Here is a 21,154-nt window from a genome sequence, read left to right on the forward strand (position 1 = left end):
TGCCCTTAAGAATGGAATTGTTGTGTTAAGGCCTGTCACTCAGTTGGTGGTCTTAGATATAGTCCTTAATGAAAGCTGCGAAACACCTTCTTATTGGGGGCATATTTGAACTGGATGCCGTCGCAGACACTTGATCAGCTGCCCTTGCTGTCGGAGACGTTATGACCGGTCCGCAGCCTTTGGCAGTGTGCTCAGTCAAAATTCACGATGCGTCCGTCACTATACTTCAAGGATCGCAGACAGACGCTGGCTTTGACCGCCTGTTTGCGCAGGTGATAAAGCGTTTCCATCTCCATAATGGATGCTTGAAATCCGTGCGTGTCGTGTGGTGCCAATGTTAAACCCCGATCAATATAGGATGAAAACAACATGTCGCCTGCGGCATCTTCGAAAACGATAGAGGCGTTCATCAGGGTAATTTTTTGCGCCACATTGGACTGAATGATTGTTGCCAAACGCGCGGTTTTGGCTCCTGCTGCAACAATGGACCAGTCTTTGATCGTCAGAATAGTTGAATTACAGGCCTGTGCGGTACCCGTTGAAAACAGCAGGGCGACCATGAGTGCCCCTGACAGGGATTTAAGGTGATAGTTCATAAGTGATCTCTTTGAAAAATGCGACAAAGACTAAGCCGGGAGCGCTGCGAAAAAACATCCCAATATATCGCGAGCTATTACGCCGGGGCAGTGGCGGCGCCGCACAGATGATGGGGCTTAGCGAAAGGATCACAGTTTGGGCCGACCGAACCCTTGATCAGCCGCAGGCTATCTGCATCGAGGCATTGCGAAGCCCAGCGCGGCAAAGGCGCGAAGGCTGCTCCGGACAGTTGTGTAAACGTGGCAGCCAACCGAGTCCGGAGCAAAGCGCTTGAAAGGGCAGGAGACAAGCGCAGGCTAATCCATCACGATTGCCGAATGGTAACAACACCAATTTGGAGGGAGGATATCAGCGCAGGAGAACGGGGCTGGCCGCCCCGGATTGATGGCCGGCTTTACGGGGCCAATGACGCCTGACGCAGGTCTTGCTGCGCTTTGCGAAGAAAATCGATTGCGGCTGATTGCGGTTGCGGAGGTTTTAGGGTCGTGGAGAACCCTTAAGCGGCGCAATCCTGTTGAAACTGAAAGCGGCAACGCTATCTAGCGCTGAGAGGAAAACAATAGGTGGCCCGATGAAATACCGAATACTCGTTCTGCTTTCTCTCCTTGCGCTGGTTGGCTGTGCCGGTTACGCCAAATCTGTCAACAGACAGGCGGGAATTGTCCCAGTCCGCAATTTCGATGCAACCCGTTATCTTGGCAAGTGGTACGAACTTGGCCGCATTGAGAACCGCTTCGAACGCGGGATGACCGACACAACGGCACAGTATTCGCTTAACCGCGACGGCACGATTAGGGTTGTGAATGGTGGCTATGATCCGGCAAACGGGAAGTATCGCGAAGCGATTGGCAAAGCGAAGTTCATTGCGGCAAAGGATGTCGGGGCGTTGAAGGTTTCGTTCTTCCCACCCTTCTACGGCGGCTATAATATTGTTGCATTGGATGACGATTACCAATGGGCAATTGTCGTGGGCCCCAACCCGAATAAATACTTCTGGGTGTTGTCGCGTCAGCCCAAACTCACGCAAGGCCTTAAGAACCGAGTTTTGGGCGTCGCGCGCGACCTTCATGTGGACGCAAGCAAAATATTGTGGGTACCACAGCAAAAAGCGCGATAGCGATCACGGCGCCGCCGGCGCGGTTACCGCACCACCAATCGCCTCGTTGGGTCAGCGTGCAAATCCGGGTGTCACAGATCAAGCCCTGATGCAATTGCCCAAAGGAGGCTGCATGGTCATCATCATCTGCGCCCGCGACAATCAATGCGAGCGGTTTGGTGTTTCGCGCCTCGACGCAGTGGTGTCAGCACCAGCAAGGACAATCGACGCGTAAGCTGAGGATTGCTCTCGCAGAGGCGCTATTGGATCGAGCAGGCAAGTGTAAGGGCGGGTATGTGGGTTATTCGCGCATGCCCACCCTTTTTGATTGCCGTGTCGAACCGCGCTTAGCGACGGCAGCGACCGAGCAGCATTCCAGCCAGCACCCCCAGAATACCAACCGTTGCCAGCGTCGCGGTTGTCGCTCCGGGATTTTCACGTGCAGCGTTGAGAACTCGTTCCCCGTGATAGCGCGCATTGGAGGCAACATCGTCAAAGGCTGATGCGGCTGATGACAACGCATTGTCAGCCTTATCGGTCGCAGATCCCAGTCGATCGGCAAGCTGCGACGAGAGACTGCTCAGCTGGCTACGAAGTTCGCTGATCTGTTCGGCGACAGTGTTTTCTGGTTCGTTTGCCATTGAGACTATTCCTTCTAAATAATTGGTGGGCAGCGAAGACTGCGATGCGCGAGAAAAACGCAGCTCATGGCTTTTGGTTTCAAAGATTTAAAAAAGAAAAGCGATCGCTCGGGCTCAAATGCGACGCCGTTTGGGCGCCACGAAGATCACACATCCCAACAGCTTTGATCCAGAAGGCTGGAATCGCTTCAGGGTGAAGGGCCGGAGTCGCATCGCTTTTGCGAGGATGCGGTTTTAAAGGATCGCGCGTTGGGAATTCGGTGATTTGGGCGGGGATTTGACCCCGCCCAGTTGATTTTAGCGGCAGCGTGCCGTGTAAATCCGTCCATGTCGATCGCGATACTGGCAGCTGCCATTGCGCAGATTTCGAACAAGAAGACCACCGACTGCGCCGGCCCCAGCCCCGATCAGAGCGCCCCGACCACCCCCGGCAATACCGCCAATGGCGGCACCGGCAACGGTGCCAACGCTGAGGTCTTTTTCGGTCGATGTACATCCAGAGATTGCCATCAGTGCAACCAAGCACAGTCCAATTTTACGCATTTGAAGTCCCTCCAATCCACAGGATGTGAATGACGAGTGAAGTAAGGAGGCTCGGCTAACTGTCAAGAAACACAGCTAAGAATAATCGGGATCAGCCGCAACCTGCAGCCTATTCGTGGTATCGGAGTTGGGACCAAGCGATATTGGAGCAAGTCGACCGTGTGCTTATACCCTCAATGACAATCATATCTGAGACGCCGTGCCGCTCGCAACCGGTAGCGGAAGCGTCCGAAAGCTCTGTGTGAAAACCCGTCGCGAGGCCCTGGTATGATGCGATCCCTATCAAATTTCGAGGGTTGAATCGTTTCGGGCCCGTGGCCTGATTGCGCGCAGCCACGTGGGCTTGGCGCGCGCATCGGTTTTTTCACAATGAGAGCAGCATGGGAATTGTATTCGCATTCATGCAACACCACCCGGATGGTTCGTGACCGCATACGGGTCTGACGGGCCCGTTGCAAAATGGCATTTTGCGCAGCAATCGCCAAAGCGCGGTCCGCTTGCCTCGCCGACTGAAAGTCGACAGTCATGATCGTTATAAGGTTGCCGCTCGCGTCGCAATTGACTTCGAATCTTGGCGATGCACGCTTGTCCCTGGCGTCTGCGGTATTTCCGCCCCCCCCACCACTTCAGCATCGGTTGCTGAACGGGCGGGAGTTGTGAACATTGTGACGATCATCGTCGCTACGCGTGAATATCTTGGCAACTTTCTCCTGAGCGATCATGGCCTTTCAATGTGGCAACCACCACAACAGAAAGCAGGCCAGAGCTGTTGCGATAATGGCTCCGACAACCAGGAGTGTTTGATCAGACAAAGCGACGTCGAGAAACATCATTTGCGACGGTGCTCCGCAATGACCATGAAAATAATTAACGCCACAAGCGCGCCAGAGAGCGCTGTAACCAACCAACCCATTCGCCGTTTCCTCCCCTGCATTAACTCGGCATGCGGGAGAAAGTTTCAAAATACTGTTATATCAGGAAGAGGCCGGGTGCGTGTGGCGAGACAGCTATCGGTTACTGGCCAGGGGCGGGAAGAGCGTGTCGGCGATCAAGGCAGTCTGGCAGGGTCTCACACTATCCGTGGCGGCGGATTTAATCAGCAACGCAAATAAGGAAGGGCCGTATGAACACCCGGCTGTTATCGTTGCGGTATCGCGATCGCTCGGTGATGGGCGATTTCAAAGACGTGTCGGTTTCACCAGCGGCGGAAATGGCGCCGCAGCACAGAATTCATGAGAATATGGCGGTTATCGGCGCAGATGCTGTGCATATGTGCACCGCTGACCGGCTCGAAGGCAATCGGATCAAATACAAAAGCCGATCATTCACCAGGCCATCGCGACCATGTTCACTCTGTTGAGGTTGGTATTGTTACCGATATTGAAACTGATGGGCGGGTCGGAATCCCGGCCAATGCCGATGTGCCTGTTGCGCTTGAAGAAAAAGATTGGGAAAGCCGGTTGATCTGGAGCGAACGAAAGGCGCATAATTGTCGCGCGCCGGCGGACGAGCGGGAGTTTGCCGAGCGAGAAAGCTGCTATAAGTTGTCGATGTTCGAACAACGCGGCCGGGTTTTCAGATGGTTCCAAGCTTCTTCAGACGACATTTCGCAGGTTTTACGGCCTGTGTTTTTGGCTTGCTGCTGTTGCCGTGGATTCTGGGCGTGCCGGGTAACCCAACCCCGGTGCAGGAGTTCGCGTGGTCTATGGGACTTGTAACAATCATTGGCTATTTAGTGATGTATCAATGTGCGCGCTCATCGGATGGTCTCAAGTTCTTTAACCGCCCCTCGGTCCGCTCGCGATTGGACGGATGGCTGTTTGCCGCCTCGGTGGTTGTCTTCCCGATCTTGTCTGGAACGTTGACTTTCCTGCTATTGGGGAGCGGCTGATCTGAACGGATTGCCGGATCCACCGCCTGATCTGCCGCCTGATCTCACAATGTGGTGCGGTTCGTTGCGTGAGAGAAGTGCTTTCGCCTCAAAACGGTGTTGAGAACAGGCGTCGCGCGTCAAAAAACTGATTTGTCTCAGGCCGGTCATTTGCTTCGACGCCCATTGTGAGTATCTGGTTTTAGGCGCCGACGAAACAAAGCTGCAGATCCGACAGGGTGTCTGCTCTTCCGGCATTGTTCAGCTTCGTGATTGTGCCGCCGCATCGGCGCCTGAATGGCCTCAAGGCGGTGAAAGGCATCTTGCCATGCGCGCCTCTTTTTGAATCCATGATACGAACGGCGATTTTGTTCCGGGAACAATATGCGCGGTATATTGTTAGCGAAGACGCAGAGCAAAGAGAGTGAGACGATGAAACCAATCAATCTTATGTCCATCGCTTTGGTTATGACGATCGCCGCGACGCTTTCTGTGTCCAGCATAACACTCGCACAGGAGTCGGGCGCGCCGAACCAGTCTGGTGGCCAAGAACCCGAAGTACCAGGGACGTCTCCCTCAACGTCTCAAAAGCCTGTTGAGCCCAAGAGTGAGAATCCCCCACCAATGCAGCGTGAGCGCAAGAAAGAAGCGGAATCCAAGGCTGAAAAGCAGCGCAAATGCGCGCCCGGAATGGACGCGAAGGCATGTCGAGAGCATGGCGTGAAAAAATAGGCGGCTTTAACGCCATTTCTCCGTGTCTACGCCGTTGATTTCCTCCTTCGGCGCTTGCTGGTGAAGCGGCTGGCCGATTGCGTTGGCAGCGTGGCGTTCAGGTTTTGGATTTATGCGCAGGCTTGCCCTTTTGTTTGGTAGAGGCAAGTTCCTTGAGTTCCTTTTCGCTCATTGAATGCTGCATCTGCTTTGAGGCCCCGCGCAGTTCACGCTTTGGCTTATCGCCGCGTTTGGCCGCAAGTGCAGTCCCGGCGGCTTGTTGCTGAGCTTTTGATTTCGCTGGCATCTTCGTCTCCTTTATATCAACTTCATATCGACCGGTTGTTCTGCGACACCGAGGCAGATAATGCTGCCGCTTATGACGCCCAACCCAGGCAGAACGCATTTGTTCCCACACTAAAATCAGGCAAGTGACTGCTGCTGTCGCAGGGCCTATGTGTGTATGCCAAACTTGGCTTTATGGCCGGGCCCCGCCTATCAAAAAAAGCGCGGCGTGATCTCGATCGAGCCCAGGGCAAGGTTGTGCGGTTTGAGTCACATGGCTGAATTGCCGCTACAACAATAGGGCGTTTTGACGTGGGGCTGGCAACGCTTGTGTTACATCAGAGGGGGTGAACAAAAACCACTCTCGCGGGTGATACGGCGGCGTGCAAGGGACGGCGATACTTGGTGAACCCAGTTGCGGTGATAACGCGTAGCCGATATGCTCGGTGCTGTCGGTATCACCAACCGGCGGGCAATGATTTTGATCGTGGATCGGTTGACCCCATCATTGCGCTTAAAGGCGCGAAACAAATATCTTTACAGAGGATCGCAGCCAGATTCTCGGATTATGAGCATAGAAAGAGGATTTCTTTGCACGCATTTTTTGCGCGAGATGCCAGTGCGGTCGCCCCACAACTCATTGGATGGCAACTCTTTATCGGGGGTATTGGTGGGACAATTGTCGAGACAGAGGCCTATAACAGGTGCGATCCGGCCTCGCACAGCTTCCGCGGCCCCACCCGCCGAAACCGGGCGATGTTTGGTCCGCCCGGTTGTGCTTATGTTTACCGGATCTATGGATTACACTGGTGCCTGAACTTCGTCTGTTGGGACGGTTCTGCCGTTCTGTTAAGGGCATTGGCTCCGGAAAGTGGCATTGAAACGATGCAGCAACGACGGCGGAGGAAGGATCTGAAGGCGCTCTGCTCGGGGCCTGCCAAGCTTGCCCAAGCACTCGCAGTCACAGATGAGCTGGATGGGGCCCCGCTCGATCACTGGCCATTCGAGCTCATCGGGTCAGAACCTTCTGACCGGATAGAAGCGGGACCACGGATTGGGATCAGCCGCGCGCAGGATGTTGCATGGCGTTTCTGGCTGCGCGAAAGTCCCTATGTCAGTCGACCGGCATTGCGTGCGCCTTCGCAAAATTGATGCATAGGGATTCCATCCCGGGCCGAGTTATCGTTGTCTGCCCGGGTGCCAGCACGTGGGTTCTTTGAAATCATTCGGCTTTTTTGCGGGACATCCTATTTGAAACCAGGATAGGGTTTGTCTCTCAAAGCCAATGCCAGATGGACACAATTTGTCGCCAGCAGGCGGGTTGCGGTGACCACCGTCTCGGGGATTTCATCGAGATCAACGAAATTGGTGGACTGCATGGCCTCGCCGACCCAATAGGTGACTGCATTGGCGGGCAATGTGAAACCAACATCATTGAGCGCCTGAAAAACTTCGGCCGAAACATGATGCGCCCCGTCTTCGTTGCCCACCACGACGACAGCCGCGACCGTTCCGTAAGATGGCATGCGGTTTTTGTCATCGGTTTCCGACAAGAATGCGTCCATACGCTCCAACGCCCGTTTGCAGACACTGGATGGTTGGCCGAGCCAGATCGGCGTGCCGATCAGAAGAATGTCGGCTTCGATGATTTTGCGACGCAACTGGGGCCATTGATCGTCTCCACCTTCATCCGAGCTGACGCCCGGCGCGATGGTGAAGTCTGTCAAAAGCACATGCTCGGTTACAACACCGAACGGATCGAGTGCAGTGTCAACATAGGATAACAGCCTTTGTGTCGAGGACTGCTTCTCAGAGGTTTTCAAGGTGGCATTGAGAGCGAGGGCTTTCAACGGCTTTTGCGATGGGCTGCTCATGATTGATCCTTTGTTGGCTGCTCCAGCACAGCACGTGCTTGTCGGACGCTGTGTGAGTGTGACGGACCGCAAAGCGGACATCGTATCGATCCGCCAGTCAGCGCGCATTTGCCTGATTGCAGATCGGCGCTGTCGACGATGACCTAACCGCAGCAAATCCAAAATGTTTCACGCTTCACACGCGGCATTGGTCGCACCTTCTAACGACATGCCGCTGAACGTCCTTTTTGAGCGGGCAGTGACAGCAAAAAACAGCTCTCGCCAAGAGATTTGGGAACCTTGAACCAATCGGCAAGTTAGGCGCGCATATCTTGAAGGGAGATGAGCGAATGCCAGCCAAAAAAAGCCAGCCAGCAACCGCCACGATTCACGACCAGAAACTCGAAAGAGGGACCGGAGGAGAGCTTCATCAGACTGTCCGTGAAGGCAAGGCGCGACTGACAACCGCCCAGGGCGCACCAATAGCCGACGATCAGAACAGTCTCAAGATCGGGGCGCGCGGCCCGGTTCTCATGGAGGATTTTCATTTCCGGGAGAAAATTTTTCATTTCGATCATGAGCGCATTCCCGAGCGCGTGGTGCATGCGCGCGGTTATGGCGCGCACGGCTTTTTCGAGAATTATGCGTCGCTGGCTGCCTATACACGGGCGGATCTTTTCCAGCGTGCCGGCGAAAAAACCCCGGTTTTCGTCCGCTTTTCCACGGTGGCAGGATCGAAAGGGTCATTTGATCTGGCGCGGGACGTGCGCGGTTTCGCCGTCAAATTCTACACCCAGGAAGGAAACTGGGACCTTGTCGGCAACAATATACCGGTCTTCTTCATTCAGGATGCGATCAAATTCCCTGACATCATTCACGCGGTGAAACCGGAGCCGGATCGCGGTTTTCCGCAAGCGCAGTCGGCGCATGACAATTTCTGGGATTTCATCAGCCTGACGCCGGAATCCATGCATATGATCATGTGGGTGATGTCTGACCGCGCCATACCGCGGTCCTTCCGGTTCATGGAGGGATTTGGGGTGCACACGTTCCGTCTGGTTAATGCCAAGGGCGAATCCACCTTCGTGAAATTCATCTGGAAGCCAAAGCTTGGATTGCAGTCGGTGCTGTGGAACGAGGCAGTCAAGATCAATGGCGCGGACCCGGACTTTCATCGCCGCGACCTGTGGAATGCCATTCAGGCCGGTGATTTCCCGGAATGGGAACTCAATTTGCAGGTCTTCGACCAGGCATTTGCCGATAGTTTTGATTTTGATGTGTTGGATCCCACCAAGATTATTCCTGAAGAGCTTCTCGCCCCGATACCAGTTGGCCGGCTGGTTCTGGATCGCATGCCGGATAACTTTTTTGCCGAGACCGAGCAAGTTGCCTTCATGACGCAGAATGTACCCCCGGGTATCGATTTTTCGGACGATCCCCTGCTTCAGGGCCGAAATTTCTCCTATCTCGACACGCAGCTTAAGCGGCTTGGCAGCACAAATTTCACGCATCTGCCGATCAACGCCCCCAAATGTCCGTTTCATCATTTTCAGCAGGATGGACACATGGCGATGCGAAACCCGGTGGGCCGGGTCAATTATCAGCCCAATTCATGGCAGGAGGAGCCGCGAGAGGATCCGCGGGCCGGTTACACGACCTATCCGGCGGAGGAAAGCGGTGGCAAGCTCCGGCTTCGCCCTGAAAGCTTTGCAGATCACTACAGCCAGGCCCGTCAGTTTTTCATCAGCCAGACCGAGACGGAACAGCATCACATCGCTGCCGCTCTGACGTTTGAATTAAGCCGATGCGAGAATGTGACGATCCGGGAGAGAATGGTTTCACACCTGCTCAACATTGATGAGGGTCTGGCGACCAAGGTGGCAGACAAGCTCGGCATTGAGGCGATGCCACTTGCCGCAGACACCGCGCTTATGCCGCGACAGGACCTTGAGCCTTCTCCTGCGCTCAGCATCATCAAAAACGGTCCTGCGAGCTTCGCGGGGCGGAAGCTCGGTGTGCTGGTGGGTGCAAGCTGTGATGCTGACGTGTTCCACACGCTCAGAGAGAAGTTTGAAGGCGGCGGTGCCGTGGTTGAAGTTGTCGCGCCGCAAGTGGGTGGTGTCGAGGCACAAGATGGCAGCCTCATATCTGCGAATTATATGATTGATGGCGGCCAATCGGTGCTGTTTGATGCGGTGGCACTTGTGCTTTCGCAACAGGCGGCGGAGCGCTTATGTGGTGAAGCGACGGCGCGGGATTTTGTGGCGGATGCCTTTGCACATTGCAAGTTCATCGCTTTCACGCAGGGCGCCCTGCCGCTCTTGCATCGTGCCGGCATTGATCCAGATCTGGATGAAGGGCTGATTTTCCTTCAGGACGACAGCGCGATCCATCAGTTTTACGCAGCCTGCGCAAAATTGCGCGTCTGGGCGCGTGAAACCGCAGTCAAACTGTGACGGCCCATACGCCTTCCGCCCTTGCGCATTGCAGGGCGGGGGGCGTACCGCTTTGGTGCCGTCACCTTTGAACGCCAATATCGAAACCCTTTTTTGGTTCGGTACGGATCAATCGGTACGTTTCAAGGCCCGGCTGAGGCGCGCGCGGGGGCCGTATCGGAGCATCTAACGTGTCGGCGCGGCGATCGCTGGCTGAAAATGAGAAGCCTATACCCGCATTTGATGGCGATTACTTGTACGTGAAGTCGGTGGTGAGACCAGGACTAATCGAGAGCAGGTAAAAGCGCAGCGAATGTGACGCTGATTGGAGACAAGCAAGGGGCTAGGCAGATAGAGACACATAAGAAAGTTGAAAGTCGGGGTAGGTGTTTGATTTGTCGAAGAAAAAGCGGCGGGCCGCGACCGATAGTGGTGATTTCTACGTTTCCGCCATAACCCTCTGAATTGCGCTCTCCCCCCAACGAGGTGCCGGTCTTTCGCGTAGCACAGGCAATCATCAAATCGCGTCTCGTGCCGGGTGCCGAAATCCCATGTCCATGCCATGCTCACAATGCACAGCGTAGACGAGAACGGTTTCGGCCCAAAGGTCCGCGACTGAAACCGCACCGAGATGGTGGACCGGTGGCGCGAGCGCTGGGCGAACTCGACATGGATGCCCGATTGATCATCGCAGCCTTGAGGCGCAGGGCATCATCGGATTGGAGCCGCAGAGCGAGATCGGCGCACCGTCACAGCGAACCGAGGGGGATGGGCTGAACGTAGCGGATCGCGTCGAACTGCACCGCGAGATTGCCCGCAACAGTGGCGCGCGGATCATTGCCTATCCTCATCTGGCGCTGGACGCTATCACGCATCAGCAATCGACCTTCACCCGGCGCGACATGGCAATGTTCACGCCCCGTGACATGATCGAGGCTGAACAGCGGGCGCACCGCGCCGCCGAACAGTGCGGTCTTGTTCGGTCCGGCGAGCATGCGATCGGACGCGACTTTGGCATTGTCGTCGGCTATGCCTGGACGGGAAGAGCACCATGCTCGGCGTTGCCCGTGAGGCTTGGGCACCCGTTCCCGGCGTACCAAACGACCGCCTACCGCATCGGAGCAGCTTAAGGAATTGCTGGGCTGTCTGTGGCAGTTCCCCGGCAGGCCGCCCAAGCACGACCTCACCACATGGACCGTGACCGACGACTGGTCCGATCCAGTTCCGGTCACGGGAGCCGAGAACGAGGTGTTCAATGGGTTGGTTTGGCGACCTGTTCGATGTACTGTTCGGCCCCGACAGCCGTGAATGCGGCCACCCCTCAGTTGGGAGGAAAACCCTGGAACAGGACGACGTTTGCGAAACACGTCACTCCACAGTCTTTAAACGGTACGAGCGCCGATCGAACGCCTCGCTAACGAGTTCGTATCAAAACCCAAGCAGTCGAAGCGATCATTAAAGGCTTGGAACTGCAGGCGCTTAAGGATGCGCCTCACCTCATTGAGGTGATCGGGATCTTCTGGGCTGACTAGGAGATGGACGTTTACGAAACCCGACTTCGCGGCCACGTCCAGGCGCAGCTCGATGTTCGGGAAGACCAGCTTCACTTCGGGCAAGCGGCGGGCAGCCTTCTGCTTGAGGAACTCCTCGTAGGTGTCGGTGTAATAGGCGGTGACCGCAACCACCTCGACTGGGGGCGTGAGCGCTTCGAGCGACGAGAGGTAGACGTCCCGGGGATCGGCAGCCCCGAACTGATTATTGAGGATGCTTCCAGGGGCATGAATATGCGGCTCCCAGCGATGCCATTCCGAACCGCGATTGATCATACGCCCCCTGCGCTTCTTTTTTCTTTCCCAATCACCGACGTAACTGCGTTAAATACGGACTTGCTTAGGAAACACTCTGGACGTCCGGCGAGTCGAGAACAGGACTGAACGACATATTCCCGAGTGAAACTTGAAAATGATGGCATCTCAACTATATTGATATCATAAATGTCAATCTGCAGGAGACGCTATCAGATGCCGGTTGTCACCATTCGCAACCTGTCCGAAGAGACCCACCGCGCCCTCAAGGTCCGCGCGGCACATCATGGCCGCAGCGCCGAGGCGGAAATGCGCGACATTCTGGAAGCGGCGGTTCGTCCTGCCAACCGCATCCGTATCGGTTCCGCAATGTCGGCCTTGAGCCGCGACGTCGGGCTGACCAACGCCGATTTCGAGGCGCTGGAACAAACCCGCGACCGGAAGCCCGCCGAGCCAATGAGCTTTGCATGATCGTCCTCGACACTAATGTCGTTTCGGAGGCGATGAAACCGGAGCCGGCTACAGCCGTGCGCGACTGGCTGGACGAGCAGGCTGCAGAGACCCTCTATCTCTCCAGCGTCACTGTCGCGGAACTTCTCTTCGGCATCGGCGCGCTGCCTGATGGGCGACGAAAGGAAAAGCTCGCCGCCGCACTCCACGGCATGCTTGGTCTCTTTGAGGGCCGCATCCTGCCCTTCGACACCGAAGCTGCCCGTCATTACGCAGAGCTGGCGGTCGCGGCGCGCAAGGCCGGCAAGGGCTTTCCGACGCCAGACGGCTATATCGCTGCGATAGCCACCGCTCATGGTTTTGCCGTCGCCACGCGCGACGCAAGCGCCTTCAAGGCAGCGGGTGTCTCCATCATGGACCCGTGGACGAACGGACACTAAGCACCGGGATAAAACCCGTCTCCGAAAAGGACACTCCATGCTCAAGGTGATCGCCCAGGATTTCATCAAGCCGGAAGCCTTGGAAATCGTCATGCGGCTCTACCGCGAACTGGTCGAGAAGACCCGCGAGGAAGAGCTTTGCATCGCCTCTGACCTGTTCATCGACCAGAAAGATCCCGGACACTTTATCTTCATCGAGGAATGGCCGGATCGGGCGGCGCTGGACGCTCATTGCCGCACGGAGCATTTCACGCGCCTGGTCCCGCAGATCAATGCCCATCAGAGACAGGATGCGACCTTCATTCTGATGGATGAGTTTCCCGCCTGAATGATCTCACCAGTCCCGCCTTGCTGAGGCGTATTTCCTGATCGTCGGACTGGCTCATTTACGAGTTTGCGTATTTACGAAGCGATGTTGGGGGAAAGCCTTCCCTCTGGTCGGCACTGGCGTTGCCGACGCACCCCGATCAGCGGGGAGCCCCGCAACGCCCGCTGAGAGTAAGAGTGCGGACGGGTGTCAATCGGAACGGAATATTCCACGCCGAAACACAATTTGAACCCACGGTAGAGTTACCACCACGCCGCATTTCGCGTGCGGAGTCTGAACCTGTCCTGACATCTTTCCGCGTGAGAATATTTACCCATTGGTCACCGAAATGACGCGTCGGCGTCTCGTCGCGCGCTTATGCCCAACGGAAATATTATTGTCATGATCTTGGGTTGTGGCAGCAGTGTGCCGGAAGAGGCGAAACTGCAATTTATGTCGATGAGTCATTTCGACGGAATCGATCGCCGGCTTATTGCGGTATTTGAATGAGCCATCTCGCAAGTTAACAAGCGAAACCGACAAAGCGGTTGACCGAATCGGCGCTGTTCGGAATCCTCTTTTCACATTGAAATTGGAATTCCTTGATGACTGAAAGATTTCACATCGCGGAGTGGTATGGTCGTCCGTTTATGGATCTAACTGATCTCGAACGGGTGCGGCTGGCGCAGCATAAAGTCGGCTCTCACAACATGAAGAAAGTTGACGTTGAGCGTTTGATACAGCTTCAGGAGAAGGAGTCGATGGGCACGTTGACGCCTCGAGAGCAAGCTCGTCTCGATGTCCTGACCGAAAAGCTGGACCAGCAAAACAACGGCGAACAACCGTGCCCTTTTCGCACCGACATGGCTCACCCAACCTGCACAAAGCCGGGAGGCGTCTGCTCATTGCGCCTTTATACCGATCATTCCGGATATTTTCGTCCGGTTGACGGTGAGCGTGGTCTTATCCGGGCTCTCTGTCCTTATCGCTTCCAGCAAGGGAATACTGCGTTCAAGCATATTGGGAACAGCTTGCTTGGCGATCCGACGCCCACACAGGCAGGTGAGGTGGGCTTCCTTGAATCGACAGGCAATCTCGACAGCGCGCCTGGCGAGGATGTCGGTAGGATCGATATGATATTGGTCGCCGATAATCAGCCCGAAGGCACTGAGCTGAAGTGGTGCGCAGTAGAAGTTCAAGCCGTGTACTTTTCAGGGCGCGAAATGGCAATAGAGTTCCGAGACATTGAAGATCGGCAGGGTAAGGCAGCAATGCCTGTAGAATCCCGCCGGCCCGATTATCGAAGCAGTGGGCCGAAGCGCCTCATGCCGCAGCTCCAGATCAAGGTGCCAACGCTGAGAAGGTGGGGCAAGAAGATGGCAATTCTGGTCGATGTGGCCTTTTTCAAATCCATGGGAGAGATGAAGAGGGTGGAACACCTGTCGAACTGCGATGTGGTTTGGTTTCTCGCAGATTTCGTCCGGGAGCCAGGCGAGAAAGTCTTCCGACTGGACATCGTCGATGAATTCGGGACCACTCTCGAGAGCGCGATTGAGGGTCTGACAGGTGGCGAAGCGGTCGCACTCGAAGCGTTTGAGGCTCGCATCCAAAGGAAAATTCCGCACTGAACCTTGAATAATTGACTATTTATTGATACTCACGAGAGAAAACAAAAGTAGAACATGCGCGGGAAGTGAACCGATGAAGCTGACAGCGATCGACCTATTTTGCGGCGCCGGCGGACTTTCTGCTGGACTGGAAATGGCAGGTTTCAAGGTTCTCGCAGGCGTTGACCTGTTCGAGGCCGCCGGTCAGACTTTTGAAAAAACTCACAAACACGCAAAATTCCTAGGAAAGCCGATCGAGGACGTCACGATAACGGAACTCCAAGAGACGACAGGTCTTAAGACCGGCGAGCTGACAGTGCTTGCTGGCGGCCCGCCGTGTCAGGCTTATTCTGTCTACAATCACCAGCGTGGAATGCACGATACGCGTGCGACGCTTTTTCGTCAGTATCTCCGAATCGTCGAGGGCATGCAGCCCGACTGGATCGTCATGGAGAACGTGATGGGTATCTATTCTATAGGCGGCGGTGAAGCTGTGCGGGCGATCAAGGCAGAGCTTGGTGCGCTCGGTTATGACGTCGCGGAAAAGGTCCTGAAGGCCGAGGATTTTGGCGTGCCACAGGAGCGCCGCCGCGTCATCTTCATCGGTAATCGTATCGGCGCACCTATACGTCATCCGACCCCGACACACGGCAAGGATCTTTTGCCTTTCACGACGATCAAAGACGCGATTGGCGATCTTCCGCCGCTCGAGAATGGCGAAGATCCAGGTTCCGTCGCATATTCCGCACCGGCAAGGGGCGACTTCCAGAAATTTATCCGCGGCAAGCAAAAGATCGTCGCGAACCACAGCAGCCCGAAGCTTGGGAAGCTGAACGTCGAGCGCATGTCTCATATTCCACCAGGCGGCTCATGGCGCGATATTCCATATGATTTGCTTCCCGCTGGAATGCAGCGCGCGAAGCGTTCGGATCACACCAAACGTTATGGCCGCATGACTTGGGATGGTCTCTCTTGCACGGTCCTGACGAAGTGCGATGTCCATTGGGGTGCTTATATCCATCCGGAGCAAGACCGCGCCATTTCTGTGCGCGAGGCTGCCCGCCTTCAGGCATTTCCCGATTGGTTCGAGTTCCAAGGCTCACGCACTGACCAATATGTTCAAGTCGGCAATGCTGTGCCTCCGCTGGTGGGCAAAGCCATAGGAGAGACGATCTGCAAGATCATTGACGAGACCAAGTGGACAGCAATCGCGGCTGAATAGCCGACATCTTATCCACACGGTTATATGAAGCGTCAGCCGCCTCGCGGGCGATTTGCCATTTTCGCATTTTTGCGCGCTTGCAAGGCTTATGAGCGATTGGCGAGCAAGGCTGCTCATCTGGAACATCATATATTTCAAAGAGGACAGTTCGCGACGCTGCGTCTCATGAAGGTCGGCTCGAGAGAAATCCCCCAACGATCTACGCTGATGTTAAGGCCGGAAAATATCGAACAGTCACTGATGCTGGGTTGCCGCTGGACTGAAAACAAAACGCACACGTCTGCATGAAATGAAGAACGCCTGGGGAGAGGGCCAGTCAGGTTGAGCAGCGCGAGTTCTTGAAATGGCTCGGCGCGAGCAGATCTGTTTTAAATCCAGTTTCTGCTGCGCCAACACCTCTAGCGTCAATAGTCGTAAGTGGATGTATGGTTTCGCTGGCTGTCGTTCGGATTGATGAAACCATGTCTAGACGCCGTCTCAAAATAGGGGACGTGATGGCCGAGATGGGTTTCGTGCATTTGAATGCATCCTTGGGAAGGGCACTAGCAAGAGGCACGCAACTTCAGTCAAATTTAATATTGGCACTGGAAAAGTGGCAGGCTGCATATACTCCTGTGTAATTAAACGTGTTTAGTTACGACGCGCGCCCCATAAACTTTTCATCAGTGCACCATCACAGTCTCACCGATTGGAGAAAGTTTCACAGAGCTTGATTCTTGAAGCAAGCTTAGTTGTGAAATGTCGTGTTAGATCCGCGCTCATACCATGCACGACCGATGCCCGCCGCCCTGTCTCTGCCACCATGGTGATATCAAGGCCTGATCGAGCGATTCATCTCGGAGATATCCCGTGTTGGGCGCAGACCTATTCACCCTTTGCCGCGATCAGCGGTATGCGTGAAGATAGCGAAGGATCGTCAAGGCTAGTGCTGCGACCGCGAACCCGAGCCAAATCTACCTGCTTGACCAAGATGCGAAGTGAGCGAGCGCAATCATCTGCGCGGAAACGAGTATGCCGATGCCAACGCAGAAATACGGCGCGGGTGCGCCATCGCGCTGGTGCCGGTCATGAATGAGCCAATGGGAGGCCGCTATCATTGATAGTGCGCTGTGGGCGCCCGAAAACTTTGATGCTTTCATGTTTGCCATGCAGAGGAAAAGGCGGTCGGTCGGCTCCCTTTTTTGTGGTGGCGGATTCCCATGGGAGAGGGATTTAGCCGATGCCCTTCCCCCCGGTGGCGCCATAGACTTCTCCATTGATGAAGCTCGCCTCGTTGGAAGCAAGGAACACGTAGATGGGAGCCAGTTCGACGGGTTGACCCGGTCGACCGAAGTCGCTGTCTTCACCGAAATGCACGACCTTCTCGTCGGGTTGTCCACCAGAAGGCTGCAACACGGTCCAGACGGGTCCGGGAGCGACTGCGTTCACACGCACGCCCTTTTTGATGAATTGTTTGGCCAACGCTTTGGTATAGGCGACGATTCCGGCCTTGGTTGTGGCATAATCGAGCAGAATCTCGGAGGGCTGGTATGCCTGAATTGATGCGGTCGTGATCACAGCAGCACCGGCGGGCAACAATGGGGCTGCGGTTTGAGCCATCCAATGCAGCGCGTATAGATTGGTCTTCATGGTTTTGTCGAAATCCGCGCTCGACAGCTCGGAAATGTCGTCACGGAACTGCTGCCGCCCGGCATTGATCACTAAAATGTCGAGCCCGTCGAGCTCGCGCGCAGCCTGAGCAACCATATCGCGGCACCAGCCCTCATCGCTGATATCTCCGGGCAGGGCAACGGCTTTGCGGCCTTCAGCGCGGATGAGCGCGATGACCGACTGCGCGTCCTCTTCTTCCTCCGGGAGATAGGATATTGCCACATCGGCGCCCTCGCGGGCAAAAGCGATTGCTGCGGCGCGCCCAATGCCGGAATCGCCGCCAGTGATCAGAGCGCGTCGTCCGGCCAAGCGATTGCAGCCCTGATAGGATTTTTCGCCGTGATCAGGCTCAGGTTGCATCTTTGCGGCAATGCCGGGTCTTGCCTGGTGTTGTTGTGGGAAGGGTGGGGCGGGGTAAAGGGTTCGCGGATCTTTGAGGCTGTGATTATCGGACATTGTCTCTTCCTTTGCGAATGAGGAAGAAATGGAAATTCACTTCGTTTCTTCCAATAGGAAAAAAGCGGGCTTTCGCCCGCTCTCTCACTTACAGGTAACGACTGCGCTCGCGCTCGATTTCCTCGGGCGTATAAGGATCAGCATCAGCGTCAAAGCGCTGCCAGCCTTCCTCGGTGTAGAGTTTGCGACGCGTCGCAACATCAACTCTGTTGGTGCCGGCCAGGATGGCATCAGCTTCCGCAGCGCGTTCATCGGCGACGCGCGCAGTCACCAAGGAACCGCCACGACGCACGCTTTCAGCGTAAACATGCGCGTCGTCTTCCGACACACCGCTTTCGGTGAGCGCACCAATCAGGCCGCCCGCCACACCGCCAACCACGGCTCCACCCACAGCGCCGGCCAAGGTGGCTGCGAGCCAGCCGGCAGCAACCACGGGGCCGACGCCCGGAATAGCCATGATGCCGAGGCCGGTGAGAAGACCGCCAGCACCACCCACGGCGGCACCGATACCGGCGCCAACACCCGCTCCAGAGCCGGCATTGCTTTCTTTTTCATTGTGATGGGAGACGATCGAAATATCGTCGGACGGGAAGCCCGCGCTCTCCAGACGCGCAACAGCGTCTTGCGCCGCGGAATAGCTATCAAAAAGTCCAGTTACAGTTCGCATATTCTTCTCCCTTGTTCATGAAGGTTTTTGTGATGGGGGACCGGATTACATCGCCTTCTTGGTGACATTGCCCTGGTAATCAAGCTGAACTTCCAGCTTTTCAGTGCCCTTCATCGCCGAGGCTTCCCAGACGCCATCGTCACGGAGTTTCAGAGCGGTGACATCCTTGTAACCTGCTTCTTCGATACGGCTCTTGGCCTGATCTTCGGTGAAGCTGTTGGCGCCCTTGACGGGTGCATCCGGGTTGTTGCTGTCAGGGGTCGAGACTGCCGGGGTTTCCGGTGAAGTGGCACCACTATCCTGTGCAAAGGCAAAAGACGGCGCGACAAGGAAAGCGCCAGCAAGCGCTAAAACGCTGATTTTCATGGTTTTTCTCCACTGATGAAATGTCTACACTTACCCAACTCCGGCGTAGGGGTTAAGTTCCCAAAAAAAACTCCCACCTGGCGAAAGAATTCTTGATGGGATGCATAGGAAGGGTCGACCGGGAACATGTTGCAGGCGCCGAAGTTTCAGATGTGTCTGGTCGCGATGATGAGGTGTTAATTATGCGTTCCACGTCAACCATTCCTTCCTCCAATATCCACCCCGATTTTTTTACAGGTCTGGCGCGCGGTCTGGGCGGTGCGCTGTTATTTGCCCTGCCGATGCTGATGACCATGGAAATGTGGGAGCTCGGTCTTTACGCCAATCCTATGCGGTTGTTGTTGCTCTGCCTGTTGAACATCCCCTTGCTGATCGGGCTCGCCTACCGCATCGGTTTTGAGCGTATGTCCTCGTGGTCACAGACGCTGCGCGATGCGGCCATCGCCTTCGCGCTCGGTATTGTGCTGAGCGGAATGATCCTTTGGCTGTTTGGACTGTTCAGCACCCAAATACCGCCAGACCACATGATCGCGATGACTGCCCTGCAAGCCGTCCCGGCCAGCATTGGCGCCTTGCTGGGACGCAGCCAACTTGGCATGCGGTCGGAAGAGGATGACGAAGAGGTTGGAGAATATGATGGAGAGAGCGGCTATTTCAACGAATTGTTCATGATGATCGTGGGAGCGATTTTTTTGGGGTTGAATGTCGCCCCCACCGAGGAAATGATCCTGATCGCTTATCGCATTGTCCCGTGTCAGACAGTGCTGATCGTGCTTCTGTCGATCGCCATCATGCATGGCTTTGTTTATAGCGTTCATTTCAAAGGCGGTCATCGCGTGCAAGACGGGGCGCCGTGGTGGAGTTCTCTGATCCGTTTCACGCTGCCGGGCTATGTACTGGCATTTGCGACCAGTGCGTACACATTATGGACATTTGAACGGCTGGATGACGCCTCTGTTGCGCAAATGGTGACGACGATCATTGTGTTGTCGTTTCCTTCGGCGATTGGTGCGGCCTCGGCCCGTCTGGTTTTATGAGGCAGCGACATGAATGAGCGCATCAACGAAAAAAAGTCTGAACCAGCGACCGTTAAAGTCCACTGGAGCGAGTGGCTTGCGGGTGGCCTCTCCGCTTTGCTAATTGCCACACTGCTCGGTTGGTTGGGGTATCAATGCTATCAATATCAACCAGACAAAGCCGATTTCCGTGTCGAAGTGACGGGCTATACTGCGGTCGAAAATGGCTATCGCGTTGCTTTCTCGGTTTTCAACCTGACAGGAACGAGTGCCGCGCAGGTGCGCGTTGTCGCAACTTTGGGCCAACAGCAGGGCGGCGCGGAACAGGCCGCTGCGACGTTCGATTATGTCGCATCGGAAGCGCAGGCCTCCGGCGCCCTGTTTTTTGCGATTGATCCGCGCAAACACGACCTGAAGCTGCGTGTGGTGAGCTATATTGATCCCTGAATATTGTGGGTGTTTTTCGCTCGACATAGCCTGCGCCGACATGCCGTCTGCGGAACGCAACAGTGTTGGGTGAACGCCTGACACAGCTCGCCCGACCGAAGCCGGTGGGGACACGTCATCAACAGACTGGCCATTGAAGGACAGCGCAAACAGATCGCCATGCACCGCGCATGCTGCGATGCGAGGCGCTGGGGCAGCGGTTAATTTCCTTTGGAACAAAGCAACTGGCAAGGGGTTGGGGTTTTGAGAAAAATGAGGAGAAAATCATGACGATACGATCCCTCTCGCAGGCCAACAGCGATCCTTCCAATTCACCGCGACCCGAGCAGCCGACGGAAATCCCCGATATTCCCCCGGCGATAGTGCCTGAGCAGCAGCCAGATGTTCTTCCAGAACCGCTCGGACCTGATATTCCCGACCGTCCCGATCCCGCGCCCGATGTTCCGATGCCGGAACAAATGCCGCCGCCCCCTGACAGTCCGGGTCAGCCGGCCCTGTCATAGCAAAAGCGAAATCGGTTTGATGCCGTTACGCCTTCGCGGGGACATCCGTCCACCGGACTGATTTCTGATCCCGCTCCGATGGGATAAGGAAATGCGTAAAACAGATCTTGGTGCGTTGGGTGGAACAGCGCCCTCGCACGCTTGAGCGGTTGCGATAACATGAAAGACCGTTGACCAACTCATGCGA

General features: G+C 55.7%; 22 protein-coding genes and 2 pseudogenes. 15 read left to right on the forward strand and 9 right to left on the reverse strand.

All coding sequences use genetic code 11. The features are described 5' to 3' along the window. Positions 1-191 precede the first annotated feature (191 nt). Complete coding sequence (locus QBD00_RS22240; protein WP_151095695.1) at positions 192-596, reverse strand: hypothetical protein; 405 nt, start codon at positions 594-596, stop codon at positions 192-194. Positions 597-1,168: 572 nt separating this feature from the next. Between QBD00_RS22240 and QBD00_RS22245 the strand changes: the two genes are divergently transcribed. Then, positions 1,169-1,714, forward strand: coding sequence for a lipocalin family protein (locus QBD00_RS22245; protein ID WP_151095698.1), 546 nt, complete (start codon positions 1,169-1,171; stop codon positions 1,712-1,714). Between the two features lie 326 nt (positions 1,715-2,040). Here QBD00_RS22245 and QBD00_RS22250 read toward each other — a convergent pair whose 3' ends face one another. Then, positions 2,041-2,334, reverse strand: coding sequence for a hypothetical protein (locus QBD00_RS22250; protein WP_151095701.1), 294 nt, complete (start codon positions 2,332-2,334; stop codon positions 2,041-2,043). Positions 2,335-2,631: 297 nt separating this feature from the next. Then, positions 2,632-2,877: a YMGG-like glycine zipper-containing protein gene (locus QBD00_RS22255; protein ID WP_151095704.1), complete on the reverse strand. Its 246-nt coding sequence runs from the start codon at positions 2,875-2,877 to the stop codon at positions 2,632-2,634. A 1,123-nt stretch (positions 2,878-4,000) separates the two neighbouring features. Between QBD00_RS22255 and QBD00_RS22260 the strand changes: the two genes are divergently transcribed. The 3 genes from QBD00_RS22260 to QBD00_RS22270 all read left to right on the forward strand — a co-directional run bounded on the left by QBD00_RS22260 (position 4,001) and on the right by QBD00_RS22270 (position 5,479). Further along, entirely contained in the window at positions 4,001-4,237 is a 237-nt protein-coding gene (locus QBD00_RS22260; protein ID WP_318285429.1) for a DUF2171 domain-containing protein, read from the forward strand. Between the two features lie 219 nt (positions 4,238-4,456). Next, the gene (locus QBD00_RS22265) at positions 4,457-4,768 is read left to right on the forward strand and encodes a hypothetical protein (RefSeq protein ID WP_151095707.1); all 312 of its coding nucleotides are present in this window, start codon (positions 4,457-4,459) and stop codon (positions 4,766-4,768) included. A gap of 411 nt (positions 4,769-5,179) precedes the next feature. Further along, the gene (locus QBD00_RS22270) at positions 5,180-5,479 is read left to right on the forward strand and encodes a hypothetical protein (protein WP_151095710.1); all 300 of its coding nucleotides are present in this window, start codon (positions 5,180-5,182) and stop codon (positions 5,477-5,479) included. Positions 5,480-5,576: 97 nt separating this feature from the next. Here QBD00_RS22270 and QBD00_RS22275 read toward each other — a convergent pair whose 3' ends face one another. After that, positions 5,577-5,765, reverse strand: a complete 189-nt coding sequence (locus tag QBD00_RS22275; protein ID WP_151095713.1) for a DUF3008 family protein — start codon at positions 5,763-5,765, stop codon at positions 5,577-5,579. A gap of 563 nt (positions 5,766-6,328) precedes the next feature. Between QBD00_RS22275 and QBD00_RS22280 the strand changes: the two genes are divergently transcribed. Next, positions 6,329-6,895, forward strand: coding sequence for a DNA-3-methyladenine glycosylase (locus QBD00_RS22280; RefSeq protein WP_151095779.1), 567 nt, complete (start codon positions 6,329-6,331; stop codon positions 6,893-6,895). 95 nt (positions 6,896-6,990) lie between these two features. Here QBD00_RS22280 and QBD00_RS22285 read toward each other — a convergent pair whose 3' ends face one another. Then, a complete protein-coding gene (locus QBD00_RS22285) occupies positions 6,991-7,617 on the reverse strand; it encodes a flavodoxin family protein (protein ID WP_191793961.1) in 627 nt (208 codons plus the stop codon). A gap of 329 nt (positions 7,618-7,946) precedes the next feature. On the opposite strand from QBD00_RS22285, the gene QBD00_RS22290 reads away from it, so the two are divergent. Next, on the forward strand, positions 7,947-10,052 hold the full coding sequence (locus tag QBD00_RS22290) for a catalase (RefSeq protein WP_318580563.1): 2,106 nt from the start codon (positions 7,947-7,949) through the stop codon (positions 10,050-10,052). Positions 10,053-10,572: 520 nt separating this feature from the next. Continuing rightward, positions 10,573-11,109 (forward strand): annotated as a pseudogene (locus tag QBD00_RS22295) (Ti-type conjugative transfer relaxase TraA); the annotation flags it as partial. Between the two features lie 325 nt (positions 11,110-11,434). Here QBD00_RS22295 and QBD00_RS22300 read toward each other — a convergent pair. Further along, positions 11,435-11,857, reverse strand: a pseudogene (locus QBD00_RS22300) (ATP-binding protein); the annotation flags it as partial. 195 nt (positions 11,858-12,052) lie between these two features. Between QBD00_RS22300 and QBD00_RS22305 the strand changes: the two are divergent. The 5 genes from QBD00_RS22305 (at position 12,053) to QBD00_RS22325 (ending at position 15,862) form a co-directional block, all read left to right on the forward strand. After that, entirely contained in the window at positions 12,053-12,307 is a 255-nt protein-coding gene (locus tag QBD00_RS22305) for a FitA-like ribbon-helix-helix domain-containing protein (protein ID WP_318580564.1), read from the forward strand. Beyond that, positions 12,304-12,726: a type II toxin-antitoxin system VapC family toxin gene (locus tag QBD00_RS22310; RefSeq protein WP_151095724.1), complete on the forward strand. Its 423-nt coding sequence runs from the start codon at positions 12,304-12,306 to the stop codon at positions 12,724-12,726. The genes QBD00_RS22305 and QBD00_RS22310 overlap by 4 nt, the downstream gene beginning before the upstream one ends. Before the next feature lie 37 nt (positions 12,727-12,763). Then, entirely contained in the window at positions 12,764-13,054 is a 291-nt protein-coding gene (locus QBD00_RS22315; RefSeq protein ID WP_318580565.1) for a putative quinol monooxygenase, read from the forward strand. A gap of 629 nt (positions 13,055-13,683) precedes the next feature. Continuing rightward, entirely contained in the window at positions 13,684-14,661 is a 978-nt protein-coding gene (locus QBD00_RS22320) for a NotI family restriction endonuclease (protein ID WP_318580566.1), read from the forward strand. 73 nt (positions 14,662-14,734) lie between these two features. Then, positions 14,735-15,862, forward strand: a complete 1,128-nt coding sequence (locus QBD00_RS22325) for a DNA cytosine methyltransferase (RefSeq protein WP_151095731.1) — start codon at positions 14,735-14,737, stop codon at positions 15,860-15,862. Between the two features lie 1,212 nt (positions 15,863-17,074). Here the strand turns inward: QBD00_RS22325 and QBD00_RS22330 are convergent. From QBD00_RS22330 to QBD00_RS22340, 3 genes are all read right to left on the reverse strand, one after another. Then, entirely contained in the window at positions 17,075-17,968 is an 894-nt protein-coding gene (locus QBD00_RS22330; protein ID WP_151095734.1) for an SDR family oxidoreductase, read from the reverse strand. An 88-nt stretch (positions 17,969-18,056) separates the two neighbouring features. Next, positions 18,057-18,635 (reverse strand): general stress protein, encoded by a 579-nt coding sequence (locus tag QBD00_RS22335; RefSeq protein WP_151095737.1) that lies wholly within the window; start codon positions 18,633-18,635, stop codon positions 18,057-18,059. Between the two features lie 45 nt (positions 18,636-18,680). Further along, entirely contained in the window at positions 18,681-19,001 is a 321-nt protein-coding gene (locus tag QBD00_RS22340) for a PepSY domain-containing protein (RefSeq protein ID WP_151095739.1), read from the reverse strand. Between the two features lie 182 nt (positions 19,002-19,183). Between QBD00_RS22340 and QBD00_RS22345 the strand changes: the two genes are divergently transcribed. From QBD00_RS22345 to QBD00_RS22355, 3 genes are all read left to right on the forward strand, one after another. After that, positions 19,184-20,038 (forward strand): TIGR02587 family membrane protein, encoded by an 855-nt coding sequence (locus tag QBD00_RS22345; RefSeq protein ID WP_318580567.1) that lies wholly within the window; start codon positions 19,184-19,186, stop codon positions 20,036-20,038. 9 nt (positions 20,039-20,047) lie between these two features. After that, complete coding sequence (locus tag QBD00_RS22350; protein ID WP_151095745.1) at positions 20,048-20,464, forward strand: TIGR02588 family protein; 417 nt, start codon at positions 20,048-20,050, stop codon at positions 20,462-20,464. A gap of 266 nt (positions 20,465-20,730) precedes the next feature. Beyond that, a complete protein-coding gene (locus tag QBD00_RS22355; RefSeq protein ID WP_318580568.1) occupies positions 20,731-20,967 on the forward strand; it encodes a hypothetical protein in 237 nt (78 codons plus the stop codon). Positions 20,968-21,154: the final 187 nt, after the last annotated feature.

The sequence above is a fragment of the Ochrobactrum sp. AN78 genome, from assembly GCF_029909885.1.
GTDB classification, from domain to species: Bacteria; Pseudomonadota; Alphaproteobacteria; order Rhizobiales; family Rhizobiaceae; genus Brucella; species Brucella quorumnocens.